The organism is Pseudoalteromonas sp. SG43-4, from assembly GCF_014164325.1.
GTDB lineage: Bacteria > Pseudomonadota > Gammaproteobacteria > Enterobacterales > Alteromonadaceae > Pseudoalteromonas > Pseudoalteromonas distincta.
Genome location: NZ_JACJFB010000016.1, coordinates 1 through 24,308, shown reverse-complemented (window position 1 = coordinate 24,308; position 24,308 = coordinate 1). Strand labels below are relative to the sequence as shown.

The window sequence follows — 24,308 nt, the reverse complement described above, 5'->3', positions numbered from 1 at the left end:
CGCTCCTTAGCGAATAACTTTTTTAATTACCGCTAGTAGCTGATCGGGATTAAATGGTTTAACAATCCAGCCTGTTGCCCCAGCAGCTTTACCTTCTACTTTTTTTTCTAAACCCGACTCAGTTGTAAGCATCAGTAATGGTGTAAATTTATAACTAGGCAAAGTACGCAGCTCTCGTATTAATGTAATTCCATCCATTATTGGCATGTTTACATCTGAGATCACGGCATCAAAGTCTTGCTGCTTGGCAATAGCGAGAGCTTCACTGCCATCTTTAGCTTCGGTTACATCAAACCCTGCGGTTTTTAATGTAAAGCTCACCATTTGACGCATCGATGCTGAGTCATCAACCGCTAAAATTCTTTTCATATATACCCCTAACTTTTACTTTCGGTTGTTAAGTATTGGCTTAAGCCAAGTTTATTGATTGTATGTGTTAAGGCCTCGCTACTGCCTACCCAAATGATTTTGTGCTGTATGGTAAGTAGGTGTTTTTGTAAGGCGCATAAAAGTTGAATTGAGGCAGTATCAGCAGAAATCACATCGTTAATATCAAGACAGATATCATCGTTGCTATTGAGTTCGTGCAGTAAATCTTGATGTAGTGTTTCAACTTGCGTAATAGCAAGTTCGCTTGGAAGTTTTAGCATTTAGTAGGTGCATTCCCTGTCAATTCAATTCATAACAAAAGCTTAGCCCTAGTTATTAAAATTGCCATAAAATGCTTAATTAAATTTAAATCGTCGTTAAAAAACAAAAAAAGGAGCCTAAAGCTCCTTTCAAATTAGTAAAAAGTAAAAACTAGTTTTTGTAGTAATCAGCTATTTTTTTAAACTCTTCAGTTAAAGTAGTCGCATTAATTAATGGCACACTACCTTGTTTAAATTCTGGTTTAAAAATAGCTCTAACGGCTCCATTTTGATCAACCATAGCGACCGAGGCACTATGATCAACAGCATATTCTGATTCACTACTATCGCTAATGGCGTAAATTAAACCAAGCTCTCTAACAACAGGAAAAAGGTGTTTATGTTCCCCTGATACAGCTAAAAAGTCAGGGTTAAAGTAATCTATGTATTGCTTTCGTTTAGCTGGCGTATCGCGTTTTGGATCAACCGATAAAAACCAAACTTGCAGCGGATAATCTGCTTGTAAATTTTTATAAACAGCATTTAACTTAGCAAGTGTTAATGGGCAAATATCTGGACAGCTTGTGTAGCCTAAAAATACTAAATTCCACTGTCCTACAAATTGTTGCTTAGTCACTAATTCGCCGCGCTGATCGTTTAACGTAAAATCAGACAATGGCTTTGCATTTTCGTAAACTAATGCATCTACATCTGGTGGACTATTTTCATTTGAACATGCTGATAAAAACAAAACAAAAACAACAATTAATCCAAGCCATAACTGCTTCATAAAGGGAGCCATTTATCTATAAATAAGATTACAAAGAGTACCATTAAATGAATAATCGAAAAACGAAATAAGTCCATTGCAGTCTCATCATTTCCAGCAATTTTTAATTTGACGGCTTTATATATAAACACTGCATTTAATACACACGCACCTATTAAATATATTAATCCAGACATACCAATTAAATAAGGTAATACGCAAACTACAGCGAGTAAAACGGAGTAGGCAACGACGCACGTTTTACAAAAGTCGATTCCATGGGTTACTGGTAACATAGGAATTTTAGCGCGTTCATAATCACTTTTTCGCGCTATAGCCAGCGCCCAAAAGTGTGGCGGAGTCCAGGTAAATATTATCATTACAAGTAACCAAGGGGCTGCTGCCATTTGGTTTGTTTCTGACACCCAACCTAATAATGGAGGCATTGCGCCAGCCAACCCACCTATAACAATATTTTGCGGTGTAGCACGCTTTAAAAATGATGTATAAACAAATGCATAACCTACCAATGCAAATAACGTTAATATAGCGGTTAAGGTATTAGCCCACACCATTAGCATAATAAAACCCGCAACCCCAATAACAGCTGCAAAACTAAGCGCATGTGTTTTACTTAAACGCCCTTTAGCCACAGGACGATGACGAGTCCTTGCCATTTTTGAGTCTATCTCACTATCAACCACATGATTAATAACCGCTGCAGCAGCAGAAAGTAGCCCTATACCTAACAAGCTAATAAACTGTACAGCCATACCGCGCCCTACATCAGGAGCCAGCGCTAAACCAACCCAAGCTGTTAGTACCAGCATGGCTACCACTTTAAATTTACTAATTGCTAAGTAGTCTTGCAGCAAATTATGAGTACGCGAAATTAGCGATTGAGTATTAACGGGTAGCAGTATTTTTTTATCAATTATAAGTGCCATTATATTTCCCCTTTATGTGCGTGATTTTAGGTAATAACACAACCTAACCATGCTTAATAATAGTATGGCAGCCATCAAGTTATGCGCCAGTGCAACTCCCAACGGAATATGCCAATGTACTAAAATAAGCCCTAAGCTAATTTGGCAAAGCAGGGTAAGCAATACGCTCACCACGCAATTTTTAATTTTTTTAGAGTACGCTTGGCTGTATATTTTCCACATAATTAGCGCCAGAACGATGCAAGTAACCAGTGCCCAAATGCGGTGTAATAAATGAATAGACATACGCGCTTGCTGCGATAACACACCAAATTCATAATTACTGTGCTCAAGTGGTAATTGAAATACGCTACTCAATGAAAACGGTTGTGCGTAATTACACAATGGCAAACCACTACAATGAGGAGCGGCGTAATTTGCAGCCAGCCAACCACCAAGTGCAATTTGGATAATCAATACACTGAGCGCAACTAAACTTAAACCAAAATAGCGTTTTGCGCCGCTATCGCCACCCATAATAGGTTTTGCGGTTAGCCGTAAATATAAAAGCGTTATAAGTGACAAAATACTAAAGCCACCTAATAAGTGGCCCATTACAATAAGCGGCTGAAGGTTCATGGTTACTGTCCACATACCAAGGGCAGCCTGAAACACCACTAGTAGAAGTAAAGCCAAAGGCAATTTAACTGGCGTAGTTGGATATTGGCGCTTTAAAAAAGCCAACACAAATAAACCTAAAATAAGTAAACCTAAAGCACCTGCAAAGTAGCGATGAATCATTTCTTTCCACGCTTTTGCGGTTTCGAACATCATATCGGGGTAGCTTTGAGCTGCTAAGGCTATGTCAGCCTCATGCTTAGGTACCGTTAAAAAGCCATAACAACCAGGCCAATCGGGGCACCCTAATCCTGCATCACTTAAGCGGGTGTACGCACCTAAAGCAACTACAATCAAAGCGAGTAATCCTGTTATTAATACTAAGTTTTTATAATTTTTATACATCAGATACTCCAACTTAAGCTCAACTTAATTAGCTAGAACGAGAATAGTTAAGTAATTTTTTTAGATCTTTTAATAACCCTTTTTGTACTAAACGGTTTTCTTGTGGCTCGACCTTAAAGGGATATTCAAGTACCACTAACCCCATATGATCAATTAAATATAAACTTGCAGGGTTTAAACTCTGTTGTTCGGTAATAATTTTCCATGGTAGATTTTTATTGTCGGGGCTTCCCATTACAGCCATATCAACCTTGCCTTGGTTTTTACCAAGTGCCACATATAAGTTATTAAGTGCATTGAGCTGTTCGCTGCATGGGGTGTTACATTCGTTTGAATAATTAAGTGCGATAGTCCATTGTTTGGGATTATTTTGCGGCCAATTTTTAAGTTTTATTTCTTGGCTTAAAAACTCGCCATTATTAGTAATTGCAGTAGGCAACCAATCAAACTTTAATGCGCCATATGCCAAAATTAATGGGATAGCGCAGCAACCCACAAACAACAAAAGGGGATTATTTTTCATTATGTGTCCTTTTTTTACTCGCAAAAATAGCCACAACAGCACATGCAACAGCAATTAAAAACCATTGCAAAGCGTAGGCATTATGCTTTTGAGGGCTCATAACAACGGCCTCATAATGAGGTGTTGCAATCTCATCACCAGTACCTTGTCTGTAAGCCATAAAATTAATTAATGATTGCTGGCTTTGAGTGCTCAGCATATTCAAGTCGATAGATTGGATTCTTGTAGGTAAGTCGTTATTTGTCGTTTTATCTTCAAGCGTAAAGCTACTTAAGTTATTTTCTTTTATTTGCGCTTTAAGAATAAAAACACCTGTAGGCAGAGTAACCTTTGGCAGTGCATCTCTAGATATAGGCGCTTTTACCCATCCTAAATTAACTAAAATCACTTTTTCTTCGGTGTCTGGCTTTAGTAAAGCAAGTAGGTCGTACCCTACTTGTCCGTTATAAACTTGATTATCTAAAAGCCAATATTGGTTTTGTACAAACCGCCCTTTTAACTCAACCAATACACCAGTTTTGTTCCAGCTATCAGGCAAGTTAAGTAATTGAGACCAGCTCATCACACCACGAGTCTGTTGCTTAGCAATGGCGGTTAGTTGTTGCTGCTTTTGCTCACCTCGCTCCAACTGCCAAAACCCCAATCGCACACACACAAGTACAACAACCACAACCATACAAAGTGTGATTAGTGAGCTAAGCTTTTGTTTGTGCCATAAAACTAACTGCATAAAGGGTCAACTCAGTGATTATTAAAATTATTATCGTACTGTTGTTAATATTTATACTTTTTAACTTATTTAGAGCATTGTTTATTATGGTGTCAGGGAAAACAGGGGGACGACCAATGTCTCACTTTTTAGGTCGTCGCGTATTGTTTTCGGTCGTTGTTTTAGTTGTCGTTATTGCAGCGCTTAAACTTGGTTTTATTAAAGCAAATAATTCGCCAATAAACGCTACAGCACATATACAAATACAAACAAACACAGCCACACCACATCAACAAAGTGCCAATACCAAGCAGCTGCTTGAAAAGCAAAGTGCTTATCTTTAGTAAAGTGCCCTTTTAATATCCGTAAAAATATTACAAATAAAAGTACGGTTCCTAGCGTTACATGCATGCCATGAAAACCAGTCAATAAAAAGAACGTATTACCGTAAATACCCGCATCTAGCGTTAGATTAAGGTCATTATATGCATGCATGTACTCCTCAACTTGCAGCCCTAAAAAGCAAACACCCAGTAAAATAGTAGCGCCTAAAAAAACCTTAAGTGGAGTACGTTTATTGTTTTCCATCGCTACGTGGGCAAAATGTAAAGTAACTGAGGAAGTAAGCAGTATTAAGGTATTTATAAGTGGTAAGCCTTGCCAGCCCATAGCCTGAGTAGTTTCGCCAGCAGGTGTTGAAACTAGCGGCCAAACAGCTTCAAAAGTTGGCCATAAAACCTCGTTAGTCATTGCATTATTGCCTGCACCTCCAAGCCAAGGTACCGACAATACCCGTGCATAAAAAAGCGCACCAAAAAAGGCCATAAAAAACATAACTTCAGAAAAAATAAACCAGCTCATACCTTGTCTAAAAGAGCGATCCATTTGTGCTGAGTACAAACCTTGGTCTGACTCACTAATTACATTTTTAAACCAGCTAAACAACATATACACAAGCACAGCAATACCGGCATAAAGCAGATAAACCCCGCTACCACCTTCTTTACCTACACTCATAACAGTCAAGCCTGCCCCTACTGCAATAAAAAACAATGCAACTGCACCTACAATAGGCCACGGGCTTTGCTCAGGTACGTAATAATGCTCATATTCTTGATTCATTTTATTTACTCCTAGTTTCACACTAGTTTAAAAAGCTAGTTATTACTTGCCACCAGCTGTTCACTAATATCAAATACGGTATAAGATAAAGTTAATTCTTCAATGTCGCTTGGCAATGCGGTATCAACATAAAAAAGTAATTTAAATTCAAGCTCTTCCCCTGCTTTTAGAGGTTGCTGATCAAAGCAAAAACAAGCTATTTTATGTAAATACTTTGCCGCTTTACCTGGCGAGACTGATGGTACAGCCTGCATTACTTTATCTAGATTGCTGTTATTTTTAGCACTAAACATTACTTCACGCATTGCACCGGGTTTTACCACTACACTGTATTCTTTTGATTTAACTTTAAACGGTGCACCACTTTGTGCGTGAGTAGTAAAGCTAACGCCAACTTCTCGGTTTTGTACTATTTGTGTACTTTGCTCTGCTTGCTCAAGCGAAGGCTTTCCATTAAGCCCTGTTACATCACAAAACACGTCATACAAAGGTACTAAAGCAAAGGCAAAGGCAAACATGCCTATGCAAATAAGTACCAAACGTTTGAGTAGCGGTGCATGTGTCATTACTTAATAACCGGCGGCGTAGAAAAAGTATGATATGGCGCTGGAGAGTCAACTTCCCACTCAAGGCCTTCTGCCCCTTCCCATACTTTTGCAGGCACTTTATCACCGCCACGCGCGCATTTAATTACCACAGCTACAAACAACAATTGCGATAAACCAAAGGCAAACCCACCAATACTTATGATTGCGTTAAAGTCGGCAAATTGAAGAGCGTAATCGGGAATTCGACGCGGCATACCAGCAAGCCCTACAAAATGCATAGGAAAAAACAGTACGTTCACGCTCACCAGCGATAGCCAAAAATGCCATTTAGCTAACGTGATATTAAACATATTGCCCGTCCACTTAGGCAGCCAGTAATAAGCCCCTGCCATTATCGAAAATACAGCCCCTGTTACTAATACATAATGAAAATGCGCTACTACAAAATAAGTATCGTGATATTGAAAATCAGCAGGTGTAATTGCCAGCATCAATCCCGAAAAACCACCCAAGGTAAACAGCACAATAAACGCAATACTAAAAAGCATTGGCACTTCAAAAGTTATTGAGCCTTTCCACATTGTGGCAACCCAATTAAATACTTTTACTCCTGTAGGTACCGATATAAGCATGGTCGCGTACATAAAAAACAACTCGCCAGCGACCGGCATCCCAGTGGTAAACATATGATGAGCCCATACAATAAAGCTCAATAGTGCTATGGAGGATGTGGCGTATACCATTGAGGCATAGCCAAAAAGTTTTTTACGAGAAAAGGTAGGTACTATTGTAGATATAATGCCAAAGGCAGGAAGAATCATAATGTATACTTCGGGGTGACCAAAAAACCAAAAAATGTGTTGGAACATCACCGGGTCGCCACCGCCTGCGGCATCAAAAAAGCTGGTCGCAAAATACTTATCGGTAAGTACCATAGTGACAGCCCCTGCAAGCACTGGCATTACGGCTATTAATAAAAAGGCAGTAATTAACCACGTCCATACAAATAAGGGCAACTTCATCCATGTCATGCCTGGGGCACGTAAGTTCACTATGGTTACAATCACATTGATTGCGCCCATTATTGAGCTAATTCCCATAATATGTACGGCAAATACAAACAATGCAGTATTATCATTACTGTATGTTGTGGACAGTGGTGCATAAAAAGTCCAACCAAATGCAGGCCCCCCACCAGGCATAAATAACGATGCCAATAGGATTAGAAACGCAAACGGTAAAATCCAAAAGCTCCAGTTATTCATTCTTGGCAATGCCATATCTGGCGCGCCAATCATGAGTGGTATCATCCAGTTAGCAAGGCCTGTAAAGGCGGGCATAACCGCACCAAACACCATAATTAAACCATGCACTGTGGTCATTTGATTAAAAAAGTGAGGGTCGACCAACTGCAAACCTGGTTGAAATAATTCAGCTCTGATCACCATGGCCATTGCGCCACCAATTAAGAACATGGTCAGCGAAAAAATTAAATATAAACTACCTATATCTTTATGATTAGTTGTGTAAAGCCAGCGTTTAAAACCTTTAGCTGGGTGATGAGCATGATGAGCTTCATTGGCGTTAGGTTGTTCTACTATGCTACTCATTAGTTCGCCTCCACTTTGGCATCAAGTGCCGTCTGTATTTGACTCGGTTGAATAACATCACCCGTATCATTACCCCACGCATTACGTTTATAAGTAATAACCGCAGCTAATTGCTTTATAGATAACTGCTTGGCAAAAGCTTGCATTGCCGTACCGGGTCGTCCATGGATAACTACATCAATGTGATCTTTTATATCGCCAAGCACTATCGGGCTGCCTTTAAGTGCAGGAAATACGCCCGGTAACCCCATGCCAGTAGGTTGATGACATGCAGCACAATTAGCCATATATACTTGTTCGCCTAAAGTCATTAATTCTTCTTTTGGGAGGGTTTTATCAAGTAATGCGGCATCTGCTAATGCTGCTTTTTGTTTAGCCTGCTTTGCATCTGTAAGCCATGTTTTAAAATCAGCCTCAGATTTAGCGACCACCACAACGGGCATAAAGCCATGGTCTTTACCACACAACTCAGCACATTGGCCTCGGTAAGTACCTTCTTCGTTTATGTTCGTCCATGTTTCGTTTATAAAGCCGGGGTTCGCATCTTTTTTAACTGCAAAATCAGGTACCCACCAAGAGTGAATAACATCGTCAGAAGTCATTAAAAATCGTACTTTTTGATTTATTGGCAGTACAAGAGGCTTATCAACCTCAAGTAAGTAGTTAGGATTTTTATCTGCAAGATTCGCGATTTCATCTTGCGGGGTAGATAAAATAGAGTAGAACTCTACATCTTCGCCCATATATTCATAATGCCATTTCCATTGCGAACCCGTAATTTTAATAGTGAGATCAGCTTTGCTGGCATCTTCCATTGCAATTAGGGTTTTAGTGGCTGGTACTGCCATAGCAATTAAAATAACAAACGGAATTGCAGTCCAAAGTATTTCTACTTTAGTGCTTTCGTGAAATTGGGCAGGTACAGCCCCTTTAGATTTACGGTGATGAATAAGTGCCCAAAACATAATTGCGAACACTATCACCCCAATCACACAACATATTATAAATATGGTCATGTGCAGCTGATATACATTATTGCTTATATCGGTTACGCCTTTGCGCATATTGTATTGGCTGTTAGCCAAAACTGGGTGCGAAAAAACACATAATATAAGCCACAAGGTAGAGGTCAGTTTACCCATGTGACGGCTCCTTTGATGCTATTGCGAATGCAAAGCGAAGAGGCATACGGCTTAAACGCCAATTCGTTATTTTTATTTTTTTAGCCAATCTTATTTAATATTGATTGGTTTTGCTGCGCCAACAACGAGTTTGTGTATATTGTGTGTTCTCAAAACTAAAAAGCTGTGAGTTATTATTAGCTCAGCACATTAACAATTAGCTAAAAAACGAACAACAAGCAAGTTTTAGTATAAAAAACAATCAGGTGATATTGAATAATTAATAAAAATCGGTAATCAACTGGGCAACAGGAAGTTCAAAATATGAGCAAAACAAAGGGGTTTAACGCATTCGGAGGGGGAAAATATAAGTGCAAAAAAGTTTACAGCTTAAATAGTCAGTGGGCTGTTTACGCCCTATTTTTAGTACAAATTTTAAAACAAAAATGCGTACTAATTAGTACGCATTTATAAAACTGCTTCTTTAAAAGCTATTTTTAAAGTCACATCCAATCAGCGTTTCTTATAACGCCAACGGCTAAGCCTTCAATATTAAAAGACTCATTCTCAAGATCTACTTCAATAGAGTCAAAATCGTCGTTTTCAGCATGAAGTAATACTTTACGACCCGCTTTCTCAAGACGTTTTACAGTTACGTCTTCGTCTAGGCGGGCAACAACAACTTGTCCGTTTTCAGCGGTTTGAGTACGATGTACAGCAAGTAAATCACCATCCATAATACCAATATCTTTCATGCTCATACCGTTAACGCGTAGTAAAAAATCTGCAGCCGGTTTAAACATTAATGGATCGATTTTGCAGTGACTTTCAACGTGCTCTTGCGCCAAAATAGGTGAACCAGCAGCAACACGCCCTATAAGCGGTAAACCTAATTGTTCTGGCTCTTCTTCTTCAATTAATTGAATACCACGGCTTGCACCTGGTTTCATTTTAATTGCGCCTTTTTTAGCAAGTGCTTTTAAATGTTCTTCAGCAGCATTGGCACTTTTAAAACCTAATGTTTGCGCTATTTCAGCACGTGTAGGAGGCATACCAGTGTCTTTAATAAAAACTTTAATTAGTTCGAGTATTTGAGCTTGGCGGTTCGTTAATGGTCGCATACAACTGGTTTTCCATACAGTACATTTAACTGTGAGTATATACAGTTAAATAAAAATCGCAAATTTAAATTAAGCCTTAAAATAGCTAAAGTAATTTCACTTGTGTACATTTCAAGGATATAACTAAAGCTAAGTTTATAAATGATTAAAAATGCAAAGGAGACATTATGAGTATTTGGTACCAGCCCATCACCTTAGAGCTGTGCAAGCAGTTAGAGCAAGGCGTTAATGGCCAAGGAACATTAATGAAAACTATGGGGATAGAAGTCACAGAAATTGGCGATGATTATTTGGTTGCCACAATGCCGGCAATTCCTGAGCATCATAACCCGATGGGGATGGTACACGGCGGTGCTAACGTTGTACTTGCCGAAACAGTTGCCAGCTATGCCGCTAACTTTGTTGTCGATTTTACTAAATTTTACTGTGTAGGGCAGGAGATTAGCGCAAGTCATTTAAAAGCATCTCGCAACGGCACTTTAACAGCCACGGCTAGAGCATTTCATATAGGTAAACGTAGTTCAGTATGGGAAATAAAAATTACAAATAGCCGCAATGAGCTGTGCTGCGTATCAAAAATGACCGCAGCAGTCGTAGAGCGAAGATAGTTACTTTTCGATTGGGTAAATGGTAATTTCCATACCCGCACCAATCGCAGATATACGCAATAATGTATCTGCATCTAAGGCTTGATTAAAGCACTTAGGAGAAGTCCCTGATTCAAAACCAATATCAAACGTTCTACGTGAACAGCTTAACCATTGCTTTAGCGCGTTACGCGAACACGATTCAATAAGCTCACATATATGGTTTATGGCTTTATCAGGTGTGCTCACCTCACCTGTAGCTTCAATACGCGCTAGTTGACGGTATTCGTCTTTGTCATAATGTAAAATCGTCGCGACTTTTTTCAAGTCCGCCACTAGCAAACTAATATCTTGCTTTGATTCAAGCTCAAGATCTACATTTAAAAATTGAATTTCCGACATCGTTTCGTATTTATCCTCTAATAATTTCATTGCAAACTTTAACGCAGTTTTACCGTTATACCAAATCAACTATGCTCTATTAACCACTTTATATGGATATTTCGCAGCTTTTAAGTATTTTTTAGCATTTAAAGCTAGCTGGATATCAAATATTCAGCTCAATTAAACAGATAAGTCATGTTAGGAATTTAAGTGTAATCTTTTTTATTTTTAACTGATTACAGTAAGCTATAGTTTAAACTGCGACAAAATGTCGCAGTAACTTATCCTATTAATGTAATAAACTAGCCTCTAAAAATAATAAGACTAAAACATGAATAAAAAAATATTTAAACATGCTCGCAAGTTACATAAATGGTTAGGTTATTTATTAGCACTACAAATTTTAGCATGGTTACTAGGTGGTTTAATTATGAGTGCAATCCCTCTTGATAAAGTTCATGGGGAGCATCTTGCAACACGTACTCTTAATAACCCATTTACGCAGGCTGATTATGTTGCCTCCCTTGACGATATTGCCTCTCAGGTGGTTAATCCAACACAAATAATTTTTGAGAACTTCTTAACTACACCACTTATTACTGTGTTTAGTAATAACGAGCAGCAAAGCTTCAATGGAATAACAGGCCGACCATTTGAACCGCCAACTAAAATACAAATTACCGCAAATGCTAAAGCACACTTACTTATTGACGCTCAAGTAACAAGCGCTGTACTACTAAAGCAAGGTATGCGAGAAGTTGGATATAAAACCAATGTTTGGCAGGTACAATTTGACGACACATTTAACACAACACTGTACTTGTCAGAAAATAACGGCAAAGTTGTTACCGTTCGCAGCACGCTATGGCGAATATTCGACTTTTTTTGGATGTTACATATTATGGATTACGATGAGCGAGAGAATTTTAATAATCCACTGCTTATTAGCTTTTCAGCAACCAGTGTACTTTTTTGTTTAAGTGGAATATTACTACTTATACAAAATATACGACTAAAACGATTTATCCGAATTAAAAATAAGAATAAATCAAAGTAGTCATATTGGTTTTTGAGAGCTAGCGCCCACTTATCAAAGAGTAAATAAGCCTAGGGCTTATTTTATTCCAAGTGCTTAAATCGACTCAAATGTCGCTTTAACATTTCGTTTTCGAAAATCAACTCATCACGCTCATCCAGCAATTGTAAAACTAAAGCTATTGCCGACCAATCTAACGAAAAGTCATGTTGGATACGGGCCGCTTTTTTAACTAAGGTCACTGCAGATACCGTAAATTGCCACTGCGTAACATGATCCCCCTCAATTGGAACCGCAATATTATGCTCAACTAGCTCATATAAAATTGCTTCACTAATATCACTGCTCAAACATAGCTCTTTGCTAGTAAGTAAATCGTCTTTTTGTGTCACGATAATTTGCATTATGGCTTGCTCCAGTTATTACGGGGATCAAAGTGAGCTTTTTTGGCTAATTCTTCCCACAGTTTTTTACTGGCATCATCAACAGATGTTGGATTAACAATTTTAAGCACAGCAAATAAATCACCTTTAGCTTTTTTACTCATTAATCCCTTACCTTTAGTACGCAAGCGTTGACCAGACTGACTATTAGAAGGAATAGTTAATTGGATGTTTCCTGTCAACGTAGGTAAATTTAGCTTTGTACCAAGAGCCGCTTCCCATGGTGCAAGAGGGACAACTATATTTAGGTTATGACCCTCAATATCAAATAATGGGTGAGGCACTAAACTAATTTGTAAATACAAGTCGCCATTTTGCCCATTCGCTGACCCTAACCCGCCTTGCCCTTTTAGTCGAATTCGCTCGCCATTTACTGAGCCTGCAGGAATTTTCACTTTAAGTGATTTTTTAATTTCAGTAACACGGCCACTGCTGTCTCGCTGTGGTAACATAAACTCAACAGGCTTCACGGTATCAACTAAAGTCTCTTCAAGAAAAATTGGGAACTCTATTTCCACATCTTGTCCTTTTTGCGCGCGAGCGGCGTTACTTCTGCTCTGCTCGGAACGATCGAATCCACCAGCTCCGCCAAACATTGAATTAATAAAGTCAGAAAACTCTTGGTCGGTTTGAGGATCGCTTTGCTGATAATTACTTTGCGAAGAGGCATTGTTACCACCATAATGGCCTTGCTGTTGACGAGCACGATTTTGTTGGTGACGACGTAACTCGTCGTATTTAGTGCGTTCTTCTTTGTTATGGATGACTTCGTAAGCTTCTGCTATTTCTTTAAACTTATCTTCTGCTTGAGGCTCTTTGCTTACATCTGGGTGATATTTTCTGGCTAACTTTTTATAAGCTACTTTAACCGCTTTATCATCTGCATCAGGCGATATTCCAAGCACTGCATAATAATCAACAAATTTCATTTGCAATCCAAATCCTCATATTGATTAAGCTTTAAGCATACTCCTTAACGGGTAACCTTGTGTGGTTAAAATACGATAAATAGTGAGAAATAAATGAATAGTGAAAATAACTTTGAGTAAAAAATTAATCAGGCACTTTTTATTAATATAAGCGTAGGCCTTAAGTTAACTTTATCTTTTATCTTCAAGGCTTTAAACTGCCTATTCCTGTAGTTCACATTTGTGATGGATATGACTCGATTTATTCTGGCCTTATTGGCTTGTTGTGTGTGCGTTTCGGTATCAGCCGAACAATTTACCCGTTTTTCAACGGCTAAAAGACATTTAATTAAAACCCTACCTGACAACGCCAAAAGCATTTACTGCGGTTGCGACATTAAAAAAGAAGGCAAAAAACTCGTTCCTGACCCGTCTAACTGTGGTTACATTCCTCGAAATACCCTTACCCGCTCAGGTAAAGTAAATGTGCGAGCACTACGCATTGAGTGGGAGCACATTGTTCCGGCGTGGGAATTTGGTCACCAGCTACAATGCTGGCAAGATGGCGGGCGTAAAAACTGCCGTAAAGTAAGTGCTAAATTTAGAAAAATGGAAGCTGATATAAATAACTTAGCGCCAGCTATTGGCGAAATTAATGCCGATCGCTCTAATTATCGTTTTGGTATGCTTAGCGAAAACGCCACACAATATGGTCGTTGCGAAGTAAAAGTAAACTTTAAGCAACGTGTAGTTGAACCGCCTGTTTATGCACGAAAACGTATAGCTGACACCTACGCTTACATGCAAAAAACATACGGTTTAAAAATCTCTGATAAACAGCAAAAGTTATTTAATGCATGGCAAAAGCAAGCATTCGCAGATACAAGTAGTGCGAGCAAGCTCTAAGCTTTAACACTCATTTACATAAATCAAAGTTATAAATGTTGAATAAACGAGCGAGTGTTGTAATATTTTAAACAACTTATTTACAAAAAAGCCCTTAACTATGTTTAAAAATAATAAAACCTCGCTTGCCATTTTCACTGCATTTGCGGGCTTTGCTTTGACCGGTTGTGGCGGCGGCGGTAGCGGTATCGACTCAGCCCCTGTAGTTACAACACCTGTTAGTAGCAGTCCAACATGGACTGCGGGTGTATTTGAACCCTCTAACGATTTAAAAAACTTTTGCGAAACCCCGCGTACGGGTAACGATCCCTTTAATAACAACGAGCCTTACCCAGATCAAGCCGGTTCTGCCCTTTACGAAAAACTCTGGCTTCGTTCTTGGAGCGACGAAACCTACCTTTGGTATGATGAGATTGCCGATAACGATCCTGAAAGCTTTGCCACAGTAGCCGATTATTTTGCCCAATTAAAAACAGAGCAGCTTACCGACTCAGGAGCAAAAAAAGATAACTTTCATTTTTCAGAACCTACTAAAGATTACTTTCAAGAAGCGCAATCGGGCGTTACTTCTGGTTACGGTATAAATTGGGCGTTTATTGGCGATACAGCCGACCGTATTTTACGCGTCGCTTATCTTGAAGATGATTCACCTGCAAGCCAAATAGGCTTTCAACGTGGTGATACTGTACTTTCAGTTGACGGTGTTAGCATTAATACCAATACACAGTCGGGTGTAGATACGCTTAACGAAGGTTTATTTAGTCCTACTAACGGCGACTCACATACTATTGTTGTACGCAGTAACGATGGCGCCGAAAAAACATTTAATGTAACCGCTGGCAATATTGAACAAACACCGGTTCAAAATGTTAAAACGATTACAACCGCAAATGGTTCAAGCGTGGGTTACATGCAATTTAATAGCCATATAAGCATTGCCCAAGAAGGGCTTATTGATGCAGTAAATAAGTTTAAAACCGATGGTATTGATGAGCTTGTAATCGACTTTAGATATAACGGTGGTGGTTTATTAGCACTGTCGGCACAATTAGCTTATATGGTTGCCGGTAATGCCAACGTTAACAACCGCTTTTATTATCAAACTCAACAAAACGATAAACAACCCGTTGATTCACCTTTTCCATTTATTGGTGAAGAAATAGATTACTCTACTTTTTTTAGCACAGGTGAAAACCTACCTGATTTAAACTTATCGAAGGTTTATGTATTAAGCACATCAGGCACCTGTTCGGCATCAGAAGCTTTTATTAATGGTTTAAAAGGTATAGACGCAGAAGTTATTTTAATTGGCGATACAACCTGCGGTAAGCCCTATGGCTTTACCCCAACTCATAACTGCGCAACAACCTATTACACTATTCAATTTAGTGGGGTAAATAGCAAAGGATTTGGCGAATACGCTGCGGGTTTTACACCAACCCCTACGCCACAATTTGATGCTGATGTTCAAGGTTGTGAAATTGAGGACGACTTTGATCATCAGTTAGGCGACAGTGACGAGGCCGTTTTAGCCACCGCATTGTTTCATGTTGAAAATGGCAATTGCCCAATTAGAACGGCTGCTGCAAAAGCAGAGCCAGCTAATTTTTCAAGCTCTCGTGAATCTCTCATTCCTTTAAATATGCCTGAGCAATTTACCCAGCGTAATATGGACTTAACTTGGCCAACACTGAGTGAGGAAAGGTAATGGCTAAATTAGTACTCCCATTAGCTACCTTATTCGCTTTAGGTGGATGCCAAAGTGTAAATAGTGATCCCGCTAAACCCGCTATATTAACGAGCGTTAATCCTAGCGTTATTGCAACACTACAACAGGCAATTCAACAAGCTAAGGGAGGCGCATTAGTAACACTTTCCGATTCCGTATTTACTAAACGTAGCGAACTGCTAATTGATCATGCAATGAGTAAAGGGTCTGATGGCAGAGTAATTATGGGCGCGCATAATATAAAATCTGAGAAGTTTATTTTGCAACTACGTAATAACCAATGCGAGCTTTACTATCCTAAAAAAGAGCTTACTACAGTACTTGAAGGTGTGACCTGTAAAGAGTTATAAGGCACTTTATTAGCGTTTATAAAAAGGCGCGCAGCACATCGCTGTACGCCTTTTTCTATTTTAAAGCGTTATTACAAGTCTTCATGCGGACCAAACACTTCATAATGAATCTGCTCGTTTTTAACACCTAGTTCAAGTAACTGCTTTTTTATAAATGCCATAAAACCGGCAGGACCACATAAGTAAAAGTCGCCATTACTCAATGGTAGCTGTGCTTGTACTGCATTTAGGTTCATTAACCCAGTAAAGTCAGCGCCCTCTGTCGCTTGGTTAAACCACGTTATTGTTTTCAAGTGGTTATTCTGCGCTGTTAGATCATATAAATATTTTGAAAACGAATGTTGCTGAGTATTTTCGCAAGCATGTAAATACATAATCTCTTGATTAGAATTGTCACTTAATAACGTTTCAAGCATAGCCAGCATTGGCGTTTGCCCAACACCTGCTGAAATGAGAACCACTGGACTTGTGTTATTGCGTAAAAAGAAGTCTCCTGCCGGCGGGTATAACTCAACAATAGTGCCTTGCTCTAATGAGTGTAAATAATTAGACACCATGCCAGGCTTTGGCTGTAGCTCTTTTTTAACACTAATACGGTAGTTTTTAGCGTTACTTTTTTGTGAAATAGAATACTGGCGAATTTCCTCATATTCAGCGCCCTCTGGCTTAACTTTAATACCTAAATACTGCCCTGGTTTATGTGTAATAACAGCTTCGCCATCAACTGGCGTAAGTGTAAAACTCGTTACTAGTTCTGATTCGGCCTGTTTGTTGGTTATTTCAAATTGCCGAGTTCCCGCCCAACCACCGTGTTTATTTTTACTGTGCTCATACAAAGCAGCTTCTTCGGTTATACAAATATCAGCAAGTACGCCGTAAGCTTCGCGCCAAGCGTATTCAACATCGGGAGTAAATTGCTCAGGAAGAAGCTCTTTAAGCGTACCAATTAAGTGTGCACCTACAATAGGGTAATGCTCAGGTAAAATACTCAAGCTTGTATGCTTATGATTAATACGTGTTAGCGCTTCTTTTAATACGGCTAAATTATCAATATTTTGTGCATACGCAGCCAATGCATTAAAAAGTGCAAATTGCTGACGACCTGTATCTTGGTTCGCCATATTAAAAATATTTTTAAGCTCAGGATTATGACTAAATAAACGCTTATAAAAATGATCGGTAACAACCGTACCCGCCTGCGCTAATAGCGGAACTGTGCTTTTTACAATCTCAATGGTTTTATCAGATAACATATGTGTTTCCTATGGGTAAACTAACCACGACGCCCATCAACACGACGCCGCGTTAATATAGGTGTGCAGTGAATTAAAAATAATGAAAAAGCCACTAACCACAGCAAAGCACTTATTTGCCAAGCAAGGTGAGGCCCAATAATAAAAGGGAGTAATGAACGAGTAATAGCGGCCACAAGCAAAAACGTAAAAGCAACAGCCATGTAATGAGGAATAGCGAGTGTCCGCCCTGTATGACCATGTGATACACGCGTCATCATTGCTAAAATCATCATACCTATTGTGCCAATAGTGATTAAGTGCAGCGCATCTTTAAATTGTATTGCACTGCTATAAAAGCTAAATGCAACCATCATTAACCCTACGCCTAACGCTAAGTAGGAAAAATGTAAAGACCATAACAACGGCACTCTCAATACCTTGCTATCCCACCAACAACCAGCCCTAAGCAGGTGAAGCGCAGCAACAATTGCAACAACTAACGCAGGATTAATCGTGTTCAAAAACAACTTGTTGATGAAAAATAAAGTGATAGCCACAATAGATAAATACATAACAGCTTTATCTATTTTAGGAGTGCGAACTTGTGCGGCTAACCCCAGACCTTTAGCGGTAAAAAATGGTAAAACGCGGCCCGCAACAATGCCAACTAGTAAAGTAATAACCAGCACTGCGGTATCAACCACACCAAGTGCAAGCTGCATGTTTTGTTGTAAAACAAGTATTAAATACAATACATTGAGCCCACAAAGCACAGCTAAAATAGCTAAAAACGGATAGTTACTTTTGCTATTGGCTTTTAATAACATATTAGCCAACGCGGTTATGGCGCCTAGCCACCAAATAACTTGTAATGTAAGTGCAGCATATAAATTAAAATGAGCAATATCTGGCAGTACTACAAAAAATGCTAAGCGCGCTGCAAGCCATATAAGCGTAAGCCACATAAGGGCTTTGCCACTTATGCTCGGCACGCCTGTCCACGTTTGTGCTGCGGTAAGTAAAAAGCCAACAGCTACAACTCCTGCAAAGCCAAACAGCATTTCGTGCGCGTGCCATAATGTCGCAGGTATCGATAAGTGCCAACTTGCATGGCCTGTTAAAATAAGTAGCCAATACCCCACTGACAAAAATGCCAATAAGCCACCGCCTAAAAAGAAAGGCCTAAAAGCTAGCATCCATAACGGCCATTGAGATACTTGATGAATAGCAACGCGTGCTGGCATTGGCTCAGTTAAGTTTATAGGGCGCATTATTTTATTTCCTGCCCTACACCATACTGAGCAAAAAAGTATTCAGCGCACGCTAGTGCCCCATGCAGTGAACTAAACTGTGTTTGATTATTTAAATTATTCAGCATTAGTGTGTTCATAGCGATCTCTGTAACTAACTACGTTACTTAGCTATTACACATACTGTGCCAACAAGTTTAATTAATTAAATTCAACAAGTTAAATTAAATCACTTTACAGTGTGAGTCTTTATGACCTACTATAAATTAACTCATAAAAACACAAATAGGTCATTTTGACGTGAACCAGCAATTCAACCTTACACAAGTTGCTCTAGAGCTTGCTCAGAGTACACTACACGAGCATAGCTTTGATCAATTACTAGCAACGGTTGAGCGGGTTATTCCAAGTGATGCAAGTGCGTTATTAGTGCTTCAGGGCGAACAATTAAAACCACTGGCAATTAAAGGATTAATGCCCGACAGTTTAGGCAGACGATTTAAAATAGTAGAACACCCTCGCCTAGAAGCTATTTGCAAAAGCGCACTCGCGCTTCAATTTGCGCACGACTGCCCACTACCCGATCCATACGACGGATTACTATTAGCTAAAACCGGCGACATACCGGTACATGCATGTTTAGGTTTACCTCTTTATGATAAAAACGCGCTACTTGGCGTACTTACGTTTGATAGCCTTAACGCCAATGCATTTAACAGCATAAGCGCTGATACACTCAATACCTTACAAACGCTGTGTAGCGCGCACTTTAAAACGGCCTTAGAACTTGCCCATTACAAACAGCATGCACAGCACTCAAGTGCATTAGTACAAGAACTAAATCGTGAAGCATTAACACGTGACGGCGGTGAAATTATTGGTCAAAGTCCACTAATGCAAACACTTAAAAACGAAATTAAACTCGTTGCAGCATCTAACTTTAGCGTGCTTATATTAGGTGAAACAGGGGTAGGGAAAGAGCTTGTTGCGCGTAACATTCACTTAAATTCAGCTCGAAAAGATCAACCGCTTATTCACTTAAATTGTGCATCGCTTCCCGAAAACCTCGCCGAAAGTGAATTTTTTGGTCATTCTAAAGGGGCTTTTACAGGCGCACTAAATTCGCGCCAAGGTAAATTTCAATTAGCTGATGGCGGCACGTTATTTTTAGATGAAATAGGCGAACTGCCCCTGGGCATGCAAAGTAAACTATTACGAGTGCTACAAAGTGGCGAAATACAAACGGTAGGAGAAGACACGCCAAAGTACGTAGATGTACGCGTCGTTGCTGCAACCAACAGAAATTTAAAAGAAGAAGTAGCTCAAGGTCGCTTTAGAGCCGATTTATACCATCGCCTCAGTGTCTACCCTATTACTGTGCCACCACTTAGTAAACGCGAGCACGACATAACACTCTTAGCTGGTTATTTTATCGAGCAAACAGCCCGTAAATTAGGGATAAAACAATTAAAACTAAGCCCTGAAGCGCAAGTATTGCTTAATCAGTACAACTGGCCAGGTAACGTTCGCGAGCTTGAACACGTCATTAGCCGCAGCGCCCTTAAAGAAAAACAAAGCCAATGGCAAAATCCGATAATAACCATTACAAGCGAGCACTGTGACTTAACACCGAGTGCGCCGCAAAACTCTCTAGTAGCAAGCCAAAGTACAACCAACACCTTAATCAACCAACCTTTAAAGCAAGCTGTAGAATCGTTGCAATACAACGTAATTACCGAGCAATTAAAGAAGCATAACTACAACTGGTCAGCAGCAGCAAGAGTACTTGAATTAGATAGAGCAAACTTAGTACGCTTGGCTAAACGCCTAGGGATAGAAGTAAAAAAAATACTATAATCATTTAAAATACAGCTAAAACGCTGCTAAAACTATTGGTTAGCAGCTAACTTACTAAAGTGTGTTTTTAGCAACCCTGCAAAAGCTTGTACTTTAGCAGTGCGATGCACTAAGTGATGTGTGACTAACCATACATCGGTAGGCCAGCTTAACTCACTGTGTAATATAGGCACTAAATCAGGATATTGCGCCGCTACGTCATGTTGTAATCCGCCAATGCCTAGCCCTTTAATGATTGCACGAGTCGCTTCTGCAGTTTCAGATACTCGCAGCTTTATTTGCGATGCAGGAATGTGCTCATCAGCCCATGCAAAATAAGGCACGCGGGCATTAAAACCAGCCACGCCCGATACAAAGTTATGTTGTTGTAAATCACTTAATAATTTAGGCATACCGTATTTATTAATGTAACGTTTATTAGCGTATAAACCCGATGAAAGCTGCGCCAAATGCTGAGCAATATAATCGCCTTCATCAGGCCTTGGGCCTGCACGCACTGCAATATGTGCTTGTCCGTGATCGAGCCTTAGCCTTTTTTGTTCTAAAATAACCTCAAGCTGCACTTGTGGATGTAGCGCCTGAAATTGCTCACATACATCACCAAGGACATCCATGAAGCCACTTACCGTCGTTAGCAACAAACTACCTCTAAGGGTGCTATCGGCCGCTACTATATCGTTATGTAACTGCTCTAAGGAGCTATGGATTGTTTGTGCTGTTGCAAATAACTTGGTGCCAATTTCAGTAACCTTGTAGCCACGAGCATGGCGATGAAAAAGCCGTGCATTTAAGTTTTTTTCAAGATTATTAATTCGCCTAAGCACTGTGCTGTGGTGCACATTAAGCTCCTCGGCCGCTGCTGTTAGCGTGCCTAACCGTGCTACTTCGAACGCAACTTTAACGTCTTGCCAATCTTCAAATTTTATCGCCATGCTGCCTACCTTTTACTTATGTGCATATACGCACATAAGTGTTGCGTTTATTAGGGTTTTCTACAAGTGAAATTTTGCTACATTAGTCATGTAACTTAAAACATTAAAAGGCCACTACCATGTCAGCACCAAAAATTATCGCCCTAGCTGGAAGCCTTCGCCAAGAAAGCTTTAATCAAAAAATTATTAATGAGGCAGCACGTTTTGCTCTACAAACAGGTGCTGAAGTAGAAGTAATAAAACTAAATGAATTAAACATCCCACTATTTAACGAAGATATTGAAGCGCAAGGTACACCAAGCGATGTACAGCTTTTAAAAGACAAGCTACGTACAGCCGACGGTATTTTACTAGCAAGCCCAGAGTACAACGGCTCTATTACCGCAGCGCTAAAAAATGCGATTGATTGGGCATCGCGCACAGAGCAAGGTGCTGTTCCTGCTTTTCGTAATAAAGTGGTTGCTTTATTTGCAGCATCGCCTGGTGGGCTTGGCGGCTTACGCGGTTTAAATCATGTCCGTGATATATTAAGCGGCATTGGATCGTTAGTACTTGCCGATCAACTTGCAGTACCCGCTGTGCACACACTGTTTAATGAGAATGGGCAAATAAATGAACCTGTAACGGCTGAAAAAGTATCAGCCCTCGCTCATCAGTTAGTAAGCGTTGCAAGTAAGTTAAGATAACTTGCACGCCTAAATAACTAATTACTTTGTCGCTGCTATTTTGGCGGCGATAAAGTCGGTATGCGTTACATATAAAAGCCCTGCTACTTTACGTATAACGTAGTCTTCTTGGGGATCTATTTCTCCATCGGCATACGCTAAGCGCCATAATAACTCTATTATTTCTATTCGCTGCTCCGCGCTACAATGCTCATTAATCTGTTTTGAAAACTGAAAGTAATCTATCGAATCATCTAAGCTACTTGCCGCATTATTAGTAAGCTCATTAACCTCAGTGTCTGTTAAATTAAAGTACTTTTTTAAGGTTACAGTCAGGGTTCGTTGTTCATCATGTTCAAGCTTGGTATCTGCGCGCATAACTTCAATTAATAATGCAGCAACCGCTGTTTTTAAGTCGTGCTCTTGCATACTTGGCTGCTGTTCATCGAATACAGCAAAAAGTTGTTTTATTTGTTTGAACATCACACTTTCCCTTTTTGGGTGTTAGACTAATACGTAAAGAAATCGACCTTATTACTCTTATTAATGGGTATAAAGTTCGCAAATTAAAGGATACATTTTATGAAAGGAATAAACACACCACGCTTATTTATAGGCGCTACGCTGGTGGCCCTTTCGAGTGCAAATACTGCACTTGCTGAAAAAGCCGAAACCGAGAAGTTCTACGACTTTGATAACAAAGTACATTACTACCAAACACAAATTGGCGAAGACAACTATAAAATAGAAATCCAGTCAGACGATTACAAACACTTTACCAATCAAAGTGTATTTTTGTTACGTCATGCTGACCGTCTATGCCGCGGCAATACCTTTATGTTGAAAGTACTTGAAGGCGTGCAAGAGTACGAACGCTTTCCAACAAAACCACGCGCTTACCAACCAGATTTAAGTGTTTTACTCCAATGCGAAACTAAAGAAGATACAAGTAAAGGTAAGTAACCTTAGTCTTTATAACCCCAAGGTGCTGATGGTGGAATAATCGGTTTAGTTAAATCAAAATCCACCTTAAACTCACGTCCTTGACGAATTAATCGATAAGTAAATACTTCTGGGTAAATATACATTTGCCATGTATTACCTACAGACTGCGCAAGACCTTGTTTTACAAATAACTCTTTAGAGTATTGGTCTGCTGGAAACGACTGCATTTGCGCAAACCCTGCATCAAGCGTATGGCCACCATACATAGTTGATGCGTCGTCTGTTTCATCTCTATGACGATGATCGTGCTTTAAACTCAAGCCGCTACCCGTTTTAGTTATGATCCACGTACGTGATGCATCGTCTCCTACATGAAACGGTACTTGTAACTCAGTCTCACTACATTTACGTACATGCATAACCAGTTTTTTATCTGTAAATGAGCTTGGGCCTTTCGCGTTATCTACCGCTACTTCACCTTCAAAAGCTTTACCGCAATGCGCTGCAATACTATTAAAAAAGGCATCATGAGTAGGAATAGACACTAACGGTGCAGGGCGTGCAAAAGCTGTCGATGAAGCAACTATTAAAGTTGCTACAGTTAATAATTTCATTTGTTTCTCGTTATAGTTATTTTAAAACACCTGTAATAGTACAGTTTTCTTAAGTACTTTATTAGAAGTATCTATATAAAAATGAGAGCGGGACAACTAGATAAAATTTTAAGTAATGATTAACGACTAAAAACCTCTGCACTCATTAACAATCCTACTTTTATAAATATTAATTGCACACTTCTAGATGTGATTTTAACGTCGGGAGTCGCTACGCTCGCCCGGCCTACGAGATGGGTGTTGCTGTGAGTGGATGATAATTGCGCACATTTTACTTTTCTGCAGACGTAAAAAAGCCCGACTATTTCTAGTCGGGCTCTCTACAATTTGAAGCCTGGTAATGTCCTACTTTCACATAGCAAATGC

29 protein-coding genes are annotated in these 24,308 nt (G+C 39.5%); 9 read left to right on the top strand and 20 right to left on the bottom strand.

Annotation, left to right across the window (positions count from 1 at the left end):
• Positions 1-6 precede the first annotated feature (6 nt).
• The 7 genes from H5160_RS15080 to H5160_RS15050 all read right to left on the bottom strand — a co-directional run bounded on the left by H5160_RS15080 (position 7) and on the right by H5160_RS15050 (position 4,600).
• Positions 7-369 carry a response regulator gene (locus H5160_RS15080; protein ID WP_002959593.1) on the bottom strand — a complete coding sequence of 121 codons (363 nt, stop codon included), beginning with the start codon at positions 367-369 and terminating at the stop codon, positions 7-9.
• An 8-nt stretch (positions 370-377) separates the two neighbouring features.
• The gene (locus tag H5160_RS15075; RefSeq protein WP_002959595.1) at positions 378-650 is read right to left on the bottom strand and encodes an STAS domain-containing protein; all 273 of its coding nucleotides are present in this window, start codon (positions 648-650) and stop codon (positions 378-380) included.
• A 151-nt stretch (positions 651-801) separates the two neighbouring features.
• Positions 802-1,419 carry an SCO family protein gene (locus tag H5160_RS15070; RefSeq protein ID WP_182720113.1) on the bottom strand — a complete coding sequence of 206 codons (618 nt, stop codon included), beginning with the start codon at positions 1,417-1,419 and terminating at the stop codon, positions 802-804.
• Complete coding sequence (gene cyoE / locus H5160_RS15065; RefSeq protein ID WP_138489788.1) at positions 1,416-2,345, bottom strand: heme o synthase; 930 nt, start codon at positions 2,343-2,345, stop codon at positions 1,416-1,418. Before cyoE ends, H5160_RS15070 begins: the two co-directional genes overlap by 4 nt.
• 12 nt (positions 2,346-2,357) lie before the next feature.
• A complete protein-coding gene (locus H5160_RS15060; protein WP_024595086.1) occupies positions 2,358-3,347 on the bottom strand; it encodes a heme A synthase in 990 nt (329 codons plus the stop codon).
• Between the two features lie 28 nt (positions 3,348-3,375).
• Positions 3,376-3,870: a hypothetical protein gene (locus H5160_RS15055; protein ID WP_024595087.1), complete on the bottom strand. Its 495-nt coding sequence runs from the start codon at positions 3,868-3,870 to the stop codon at positions 3,376-3,378.
• Positions 3,860-4,600: an SURF1 family protein gene (locus H5160_RS15050; protein ID WP_182720115.1), complete on the bottom strand. Its 741-nt coding sequence runs from the start codon at positions 4,598-4,600 to the stop codon at positions 3,860-3,862. Before H5160_RS15050 ends, H5160_RS15055 begins: the two co-directional genes overlap by 11 nt.
• A gap of 14 nt (positions 4,601-4,614) precedes the next feature.
• Here H5160_RS15050 and H5160_RS20590 point away from each other — a divergent pair, with 14 nt between their 5' ends.
• Positions 4,615-4,923: a DUF2909 family protein gene (locus tag H5160_RS20590; RefSeq protein WP_076915320.1), complete on the top strand. Its 309-nt coding sequence runs from the start codon at positions 4,615-4,617 to the stop codon at positions 4,921-4,923.
• Here H5160_RS20590 and H5160_RS15040 read toward each other — a convergent pair.
• The 5 genes from H5160_RS15040 to lexA form a co-directional block, all read right to left on the bottom strand.
• Positions 4,826-5,701 carry a cytochrome c oxidase subunit 3 gene (locus tag H5160_RS15040; protein WP_002959610.1) on the bottom strand — a complete coding sequence of 292 codons (876 nt, stop codon included), beginning with the start codon at positions 5,699-5,701 and terminating at the stop codon, positions 4,826-4,828. The two genes, H5160_RS20590 and H5160_RS15040, sit on opposite strands and share 98 nt — an antisense overlap.
• Before the next feature lie 35 nt (positions 5,702-5,736).
• Positions 5,737-6,267, bottom strand: coding sequence for a cytochrome c oxidase assembly protein (locus H5160_RS15035; RefSeq protein WP_182693454.1), 531 nt, complete (start codon positions 6,265-6,267; stop codon positions 5,737-5,739).
• A complete protein-coding gene (gene ctaD / locus H5160_RS15030) occupies positions 6,267-7,859 on the bottom strand; it encodes a cytochrome c oxidase subunit I (RefSeq protein ID WP_002959615.1) in 1,593 nt (530 codons plus the stop codon). The genes H5160_RS15035 and ctaD overlap by 1 nt, the downstream gene beginning before the upstream one ends.
• Positions 7,859-9,001 (bottom strand): cytochrome c oxidase subunit II, encoded by a 1,143-nt coding sequence (gene coxB, locus H5160_RS15025; protein WP_182693453.1) that lies wholly within the window; start codon positions 8,999-9,001, stop codon positions 7,859-7,861. The genes ctaD and coxB overlap by 1 nt, the downstream gene beginning before the upstream one ends.
• 482 nt (positions 9,002-9,483) lie before the next feature.
• Positions 9,484-10,101, bottom strand: coding sequence for a transcriptional repressor LexA (lexA, locus tag H5160_RS15020; RefSeq protein WP_024595093.1), 618 nt, complete (start codon positions 10,099-10,101; stop codon positions 9,484-9,486).
• A 167-nt stretch (positions 10,102-10,268) separates the two neighbouring features.
• Between lexA and H5160_RS15015 the strand changes: the two genes are divergently transcribed.
• Positions 10,269-10,709, top strand: coding sequence for a PaaI family thioesterase (locus H5160_RS15015; protein ID WP_002959621.1), 441 nt, complete (start codon positions 10,269-10,271; stop codon positions 10,707-10,709).
• Here H5160_RS15015 and H5160_RS15010 read toward each other — a convergent pair whose 3' ends face one another.
• On the bottom strand, positions 10,710-11,090 hold the full coding sequence (locus H5160_RS15010; RefSeq protein ID WP_024595094.1) for a hypothetical protein: 381 nt from the start codon (positions 11,088-11,090) through the stop codon (positions 10,710-10,712).
• Positions 11,091-11,403: 313 nt separating this feature from the next.
• On the opposite strand from H5160_RS15010, the gene H5160_RS15005 reads away from it, so the two are divergent.
• Entirely contained in the window at positions 11,404-12,129 is a 726-nt protein-coding gene (locus H5160_RS15005) for a hypothetical protein (protein WP_182720118.1), read from the top strand.
• Between the two features lie 62 nt (positions 12,130-12,191).
• Here H5160_RS15005 and H5160_RS15000 read toward each other — a convergent pair whose 3' ends face one another.
• A complete protein-coding gene (locus tag H5160_RS15000; RefSeq protein ID WP_024599636.1) occupies positions 12,192-12,512 on the bottom strand; it encodes a chaperone modulator CbpM in 321 nt (106 codons plus the stop codon).
• Positions 12,512-13,480 carry a DnaJ C-terminal domain-containing protein gene (locus H5160_RS14995; protein WP_182737878.1) on the bottom strand — a complete coding sequence of 323 codons (969 nt, stop codon included), beginning with the start codon at positions 13,478-13,480 and terminating at the stop codon, positions 12,512-12,514. The genes H5160_RS15000 and H5160_RS14995 overlap by 1 nt, the downstream gene beginning before the upstream one ends.
• A gap of 231 nt (positions 13,481-13,711) precedes the next feature.
• Here H5160_RS14995 and H5160_RS14990 point away from each other — a divergent pair, with 231 nt between their 5' ends.
• The 3 genes from H5160_RS14990 to H5160_RS14980 all read left to right on the top strand — a co-directional run bounded on the left by H5160_RS14990 (position 13,712) and on the right by H5160_RS14980 (position 16,444).
• Positions 13,712-14,365 carry an endonuclease gene (locus tag H5160_RS14990; protein WP_149603346.1) on the top strand — a complete coding sequence of 218 codons (654 nt, stop codon included), beginning with the start codon at positions 13,712-13,714 and terminating at the stop codon, positions 14,363-14,365.
• 100 nt (positions 14,366-14,465) lie between these two features.
• On the top strand, positions 14,466-16,073 hold the full coding sequence (locus H5160_RS14985; protein ID WP_182737876.1) for a S41 family peptidase: 1,608 nt from the start codon (positions 14,466-14,468) through the stop codon (positions 16,071-16,073).
• A complete protein-coding gene (locus H5160_RS14980) occupies positions 16,073-16,444 on the top strand; it encodes a hypothetical protein (protein ID WP_024605009.1) in 372 nt (123 codons plus the stop codon). Before H5160_RS14985 ends, H5160_RS14980 begins: the two co-directional genes overlap by 1 nt.
• 71 nt (positions 16,445-16,515) lie before the next feature.
• Here H5160_RS14980 and hmpA read toward each other — a convergent pair whose 3' ends face one another.
• Positions 16,516-17,697, bottom strand: a complete 1,182-nt coding sequence (gene hmpA / locus H5160_RS14975) for an NO-inducible flavohemoprotein (protein WP_182720120.1) — start codon at positions 17,695-17,697, stop codon at positions 16,516-16,518.
• Between the two features lie 20 nt (positions 17,698-17,717).
• Positions 17,718-18,950 (bottom strand): NnrS family protein, encoded by a 1,233-nt coding sequence (locus H5160_RS14970; protein WP_182720121.1) that lies wholly within the window; start codon positions 18,948-18,950, stop codon positions 17,718-17,720.
• Positions 18,951-19,229: 279 nt separating this feature from the next.
• Here H5160_RS14970 and norR point away from each other — a divergent pair, with 279 nt between their 5' ends.
• On the top strand, positions 19,230-20,786 hold the full coding sequence (gene norR, locus H5160_RS14965; RefSeq protein WP_182737874.1) for a nitric oxide reductase transcriptional regulator NorR: 1,557 nt from the start codon (positions 19,230-19,232) through the stop codon (positions 20,784-20,786).
• Positions 20,787-20,818: 32 nt separating this feature from the next.
• On the opposite strand, the gene H5160_RS14960 is transcribed toward norR, so the two are convergent.
• Positions 20,819-21,718 carry a LysR family transcriptional regulator gene (locus H5160_RS14960; protein ID WP_154904117.1) on the bottom strand — a complete coding sequence of 300 codons (900 nt, stop codon included), beginning with the start codon at positions 21,716-21,718 and terminating at the stop codon, positions 20,819-20,821.
• 119 nt (positions 21,719-21,837) lie between these two features.
• Between H5160_RS14960 and H5160_RS14955 the strand changes: the two genes are divergently transcribed.
• A complete protein-coding gene (locus H5160_RS14955; protein ID WP_008138682.1) occupies positions 21,838-22,404 on the top strand; it encodes an NADPH-dependent FMN reductase in 567 nt (188 codons plus the stop codon).
• A 21-nt stretch (positions 22,405-22,425) separates the two neighbouring features.
• On the opposite strand, the gene H5160_RS14950 is transcribed toward H5160_RS14955, so the two are convergent.
• Positions 22,426-22,866: a TerB family tellurite resistance protein gene (locus tag H5160_RS14950; protein WP_154904115.1), complete on the bottom strand. Its 441-nt coding sequence runs from the start codon at positions 22,864-22,866 to the stop codon at positions 22,426-22,428.
• A gap of 99 nt (positions 22,867-22,965) precedes the next feature.
• Here H5160_RS14950 and H5160_RS14945 point away from each other — a divergent pair, with 99 nt between their 5' ends.
• A complete protein-coding gene (locus tag H5160_RS14945) occupies positions 22,966-23,346 on the top strand; it encodes a hypothetical protein (RefSeq protein WP_182737873.1) in 381 nt (126 codons plus the stop codon).
• A 2-nt stretch (positions 23,347-23,348) separates the two neighbouring features.
• On the opposite strand, the gene H5160_RS14940 is transcribed toward H5160_RS14945, so the two are convergent.
• Positions 23,349-23,942: a hypothetical protein gene (locus H5160_RS14940; RefSeq protein ID WP_182737871.1), complete on the bottom strand. Its 594-nt coding sequence runs from the start codon at positions 23,940-23,942 to the stop codon at positions 23,349-23,351.
• Positions 23,943-24,308: the final 366 nt, after the last annotated feature.

Coding starts and splice junctions, on each gene's coding strand:
- lexA (WP_024595093.1), bottom strand. CDS start 10,101: ATGCGACCATTAACGAACCGCCAAGCTCAAATACTCGAACTAATTAAA.
- H5160_RS15010 (WP_024595094.1), bottom strand. CDS start 11,090: ATGTCGGAAATTCAATTTTTAAATGTAGATCTTGAGCTTGAATCAAAG.
- ctaD (WP_002959615.1), bottom strand. CDS start 7,859: ATGAGTAGCATAGTAGAACAACCTAACGCCAATGAAGCTCATCATGCT.
- H5160_RS15060 (WP_024595086.1), bottom strand. CDS start 3,347: ATGTATAAAAATTATAAAAACTTAGTATTAATAACAGGATTACTCGCT.
- H5160_RS15050 (WP_182720115.1), bottom strand. CDS start 4,600: ATGCAGTTAGTTTTATGGCACAAACAAAAGCTTAGCTCACTAATCACA.
- H5160_RS14940 (WP_182737871.1), bottom strand. CDS start 23,942: ATGAAATTATTAACTGTAGCAACTTTAATAGTTGCTTCATCGACAGCT.
- coxB (WP_182693453.1), bottom strand. CDS start 9,001: ATGGGTAAACTGACCTCTACCTTGTGGCTTATATTATGTGTTTTTTCG.
- H5160_RS14985 (WP_182737876.1), top strand. CDS start 14,466: ATGTTTAAAAATAATAAAACCTCGCTTGCCATTTTCACTGCATTTGCG.
- H5160_RS15040 (WP_002959610.1), bottom strand. CDS start 5,701: ATGAATCAAGAATATGAGCATTATTACGTACCTGAGCAAAGCCCGTGG.
- H5160_RS14990 (WP_149603346.1), top strand. CDS start 13,712: ATGACTCGATTTATTCTGGCCTTATTGGCTTGTTGTGTGTGCGTTTCG.
- H5160_RS14960 (WP_154904117.1), bottom strand. CDS start 21,718: ATGGCGATAAAATTTGAAGATTGGCAAGACGTTAAAGTTGCGTTCGAA.
- cyoE (WP_138489788.1), bottom strand. CDS start 2,345: ATGGCACTTATAATTGATAAAAAAATACTGCTACCCGTTAATACTCAA.
- H5160_RS15035 (WP_182693454.1), bottom strand. CDS start 6,267: ATGACACATGCACCGCTACTCAAACGTTTGGTACTTATTTGCATAGGC.
- H5160_RS15055 (WP_024595087.1), bottom strand. CDS start 3,870: ATGAAAAATAATCCCCTTTTGTTGTTTGTGGGTTGCTGCGCTATCCCA.
- H5160_RS15070 (WP_182720113.1), bottom strand. CDS start 1,419: ATGAAGCAGTTATGGCTTGGATTAATTGTTGTTTTTGTTTTGTTTTTA.
- H5160_RS14980 (WP_024605009.1), top strand. CDS start 16,073: ATGGCTAAATTAGTACTCCCATTAGCTACCTTATTCGCTTTAGGTGGA.
- H5160_RS15005 (WP_182720118.1), top strand. CDS start 11,404: ATGAATAAAAAAATATTTAAACATGCTCGCAAGTTACATAAATGGTTA.
- H5160_RS15015 (WP_002959621.1), top strand. CDS start 10,269: ATGAGTATTTGGTACCAGCCCATCACCTTAGAGCTGTGCAAGCAGTTA.
- H5160_RS15000 (WP_024599636.1), bottom strand. CDS start 12,512: ATGCAAATTATCGTGACACAAAAAGACGATTTACTTACTAGCAAAGAG.
- H5160_RS14995 (WP_182737878.1), bottom strand. CDS start 13,480: ATGAAATTTGTTGATTATTATGCAGTGCTTGGAATATCGCCTGATGCA.
- hmpA (WP_182720120.1), bottom strand. CDS start 17,697: ATGTTATCTGATAAAACCATTGAGATTGTAAAAAGCACAGTTCCGCTA.
- H5160_RS14955 (WP_008138682.1), top strand. CDS start 21,838: ATGTCAGCACCAAAAATTATCGCCCTAGCTGGAAGCCTTCGCCAAGAA.
- H5160_RS14945 (WP_182737873.1), top strand. CDS start 22,966: ATGAAAGGAATAAACACACCACGCTTATTTATAGGCGCTACGCTGGTG.
- H5160_RS15075 (WP_002959595.1), bottom strand. CDS start 650: ATGCTAAAACTTCCAAGCGAACTTGCTATTACGCAAGTTGAAACACTA.
- H5160_RS15080 (WP_002959593.1), bottom strand. CDS start 369: ATGAAAAGAATTTTAGCGGTTGATGACTCAGCATCGATGCGTCAAATG.
- H5160_RS14970 (WP_182720121.1), bottom strand. CDS start 18,950: ATGCGCCCTATAAACTTAACTGAGCCAATGCCAGCACGCGTTGCTATT.
- H5160_RS14950 (WP_154904115.1), bottom strand. CDS start 22,866: ATGTTCAAACAAATAAAACAACTTTTTGCTGTATTCGATGAACAGCAG.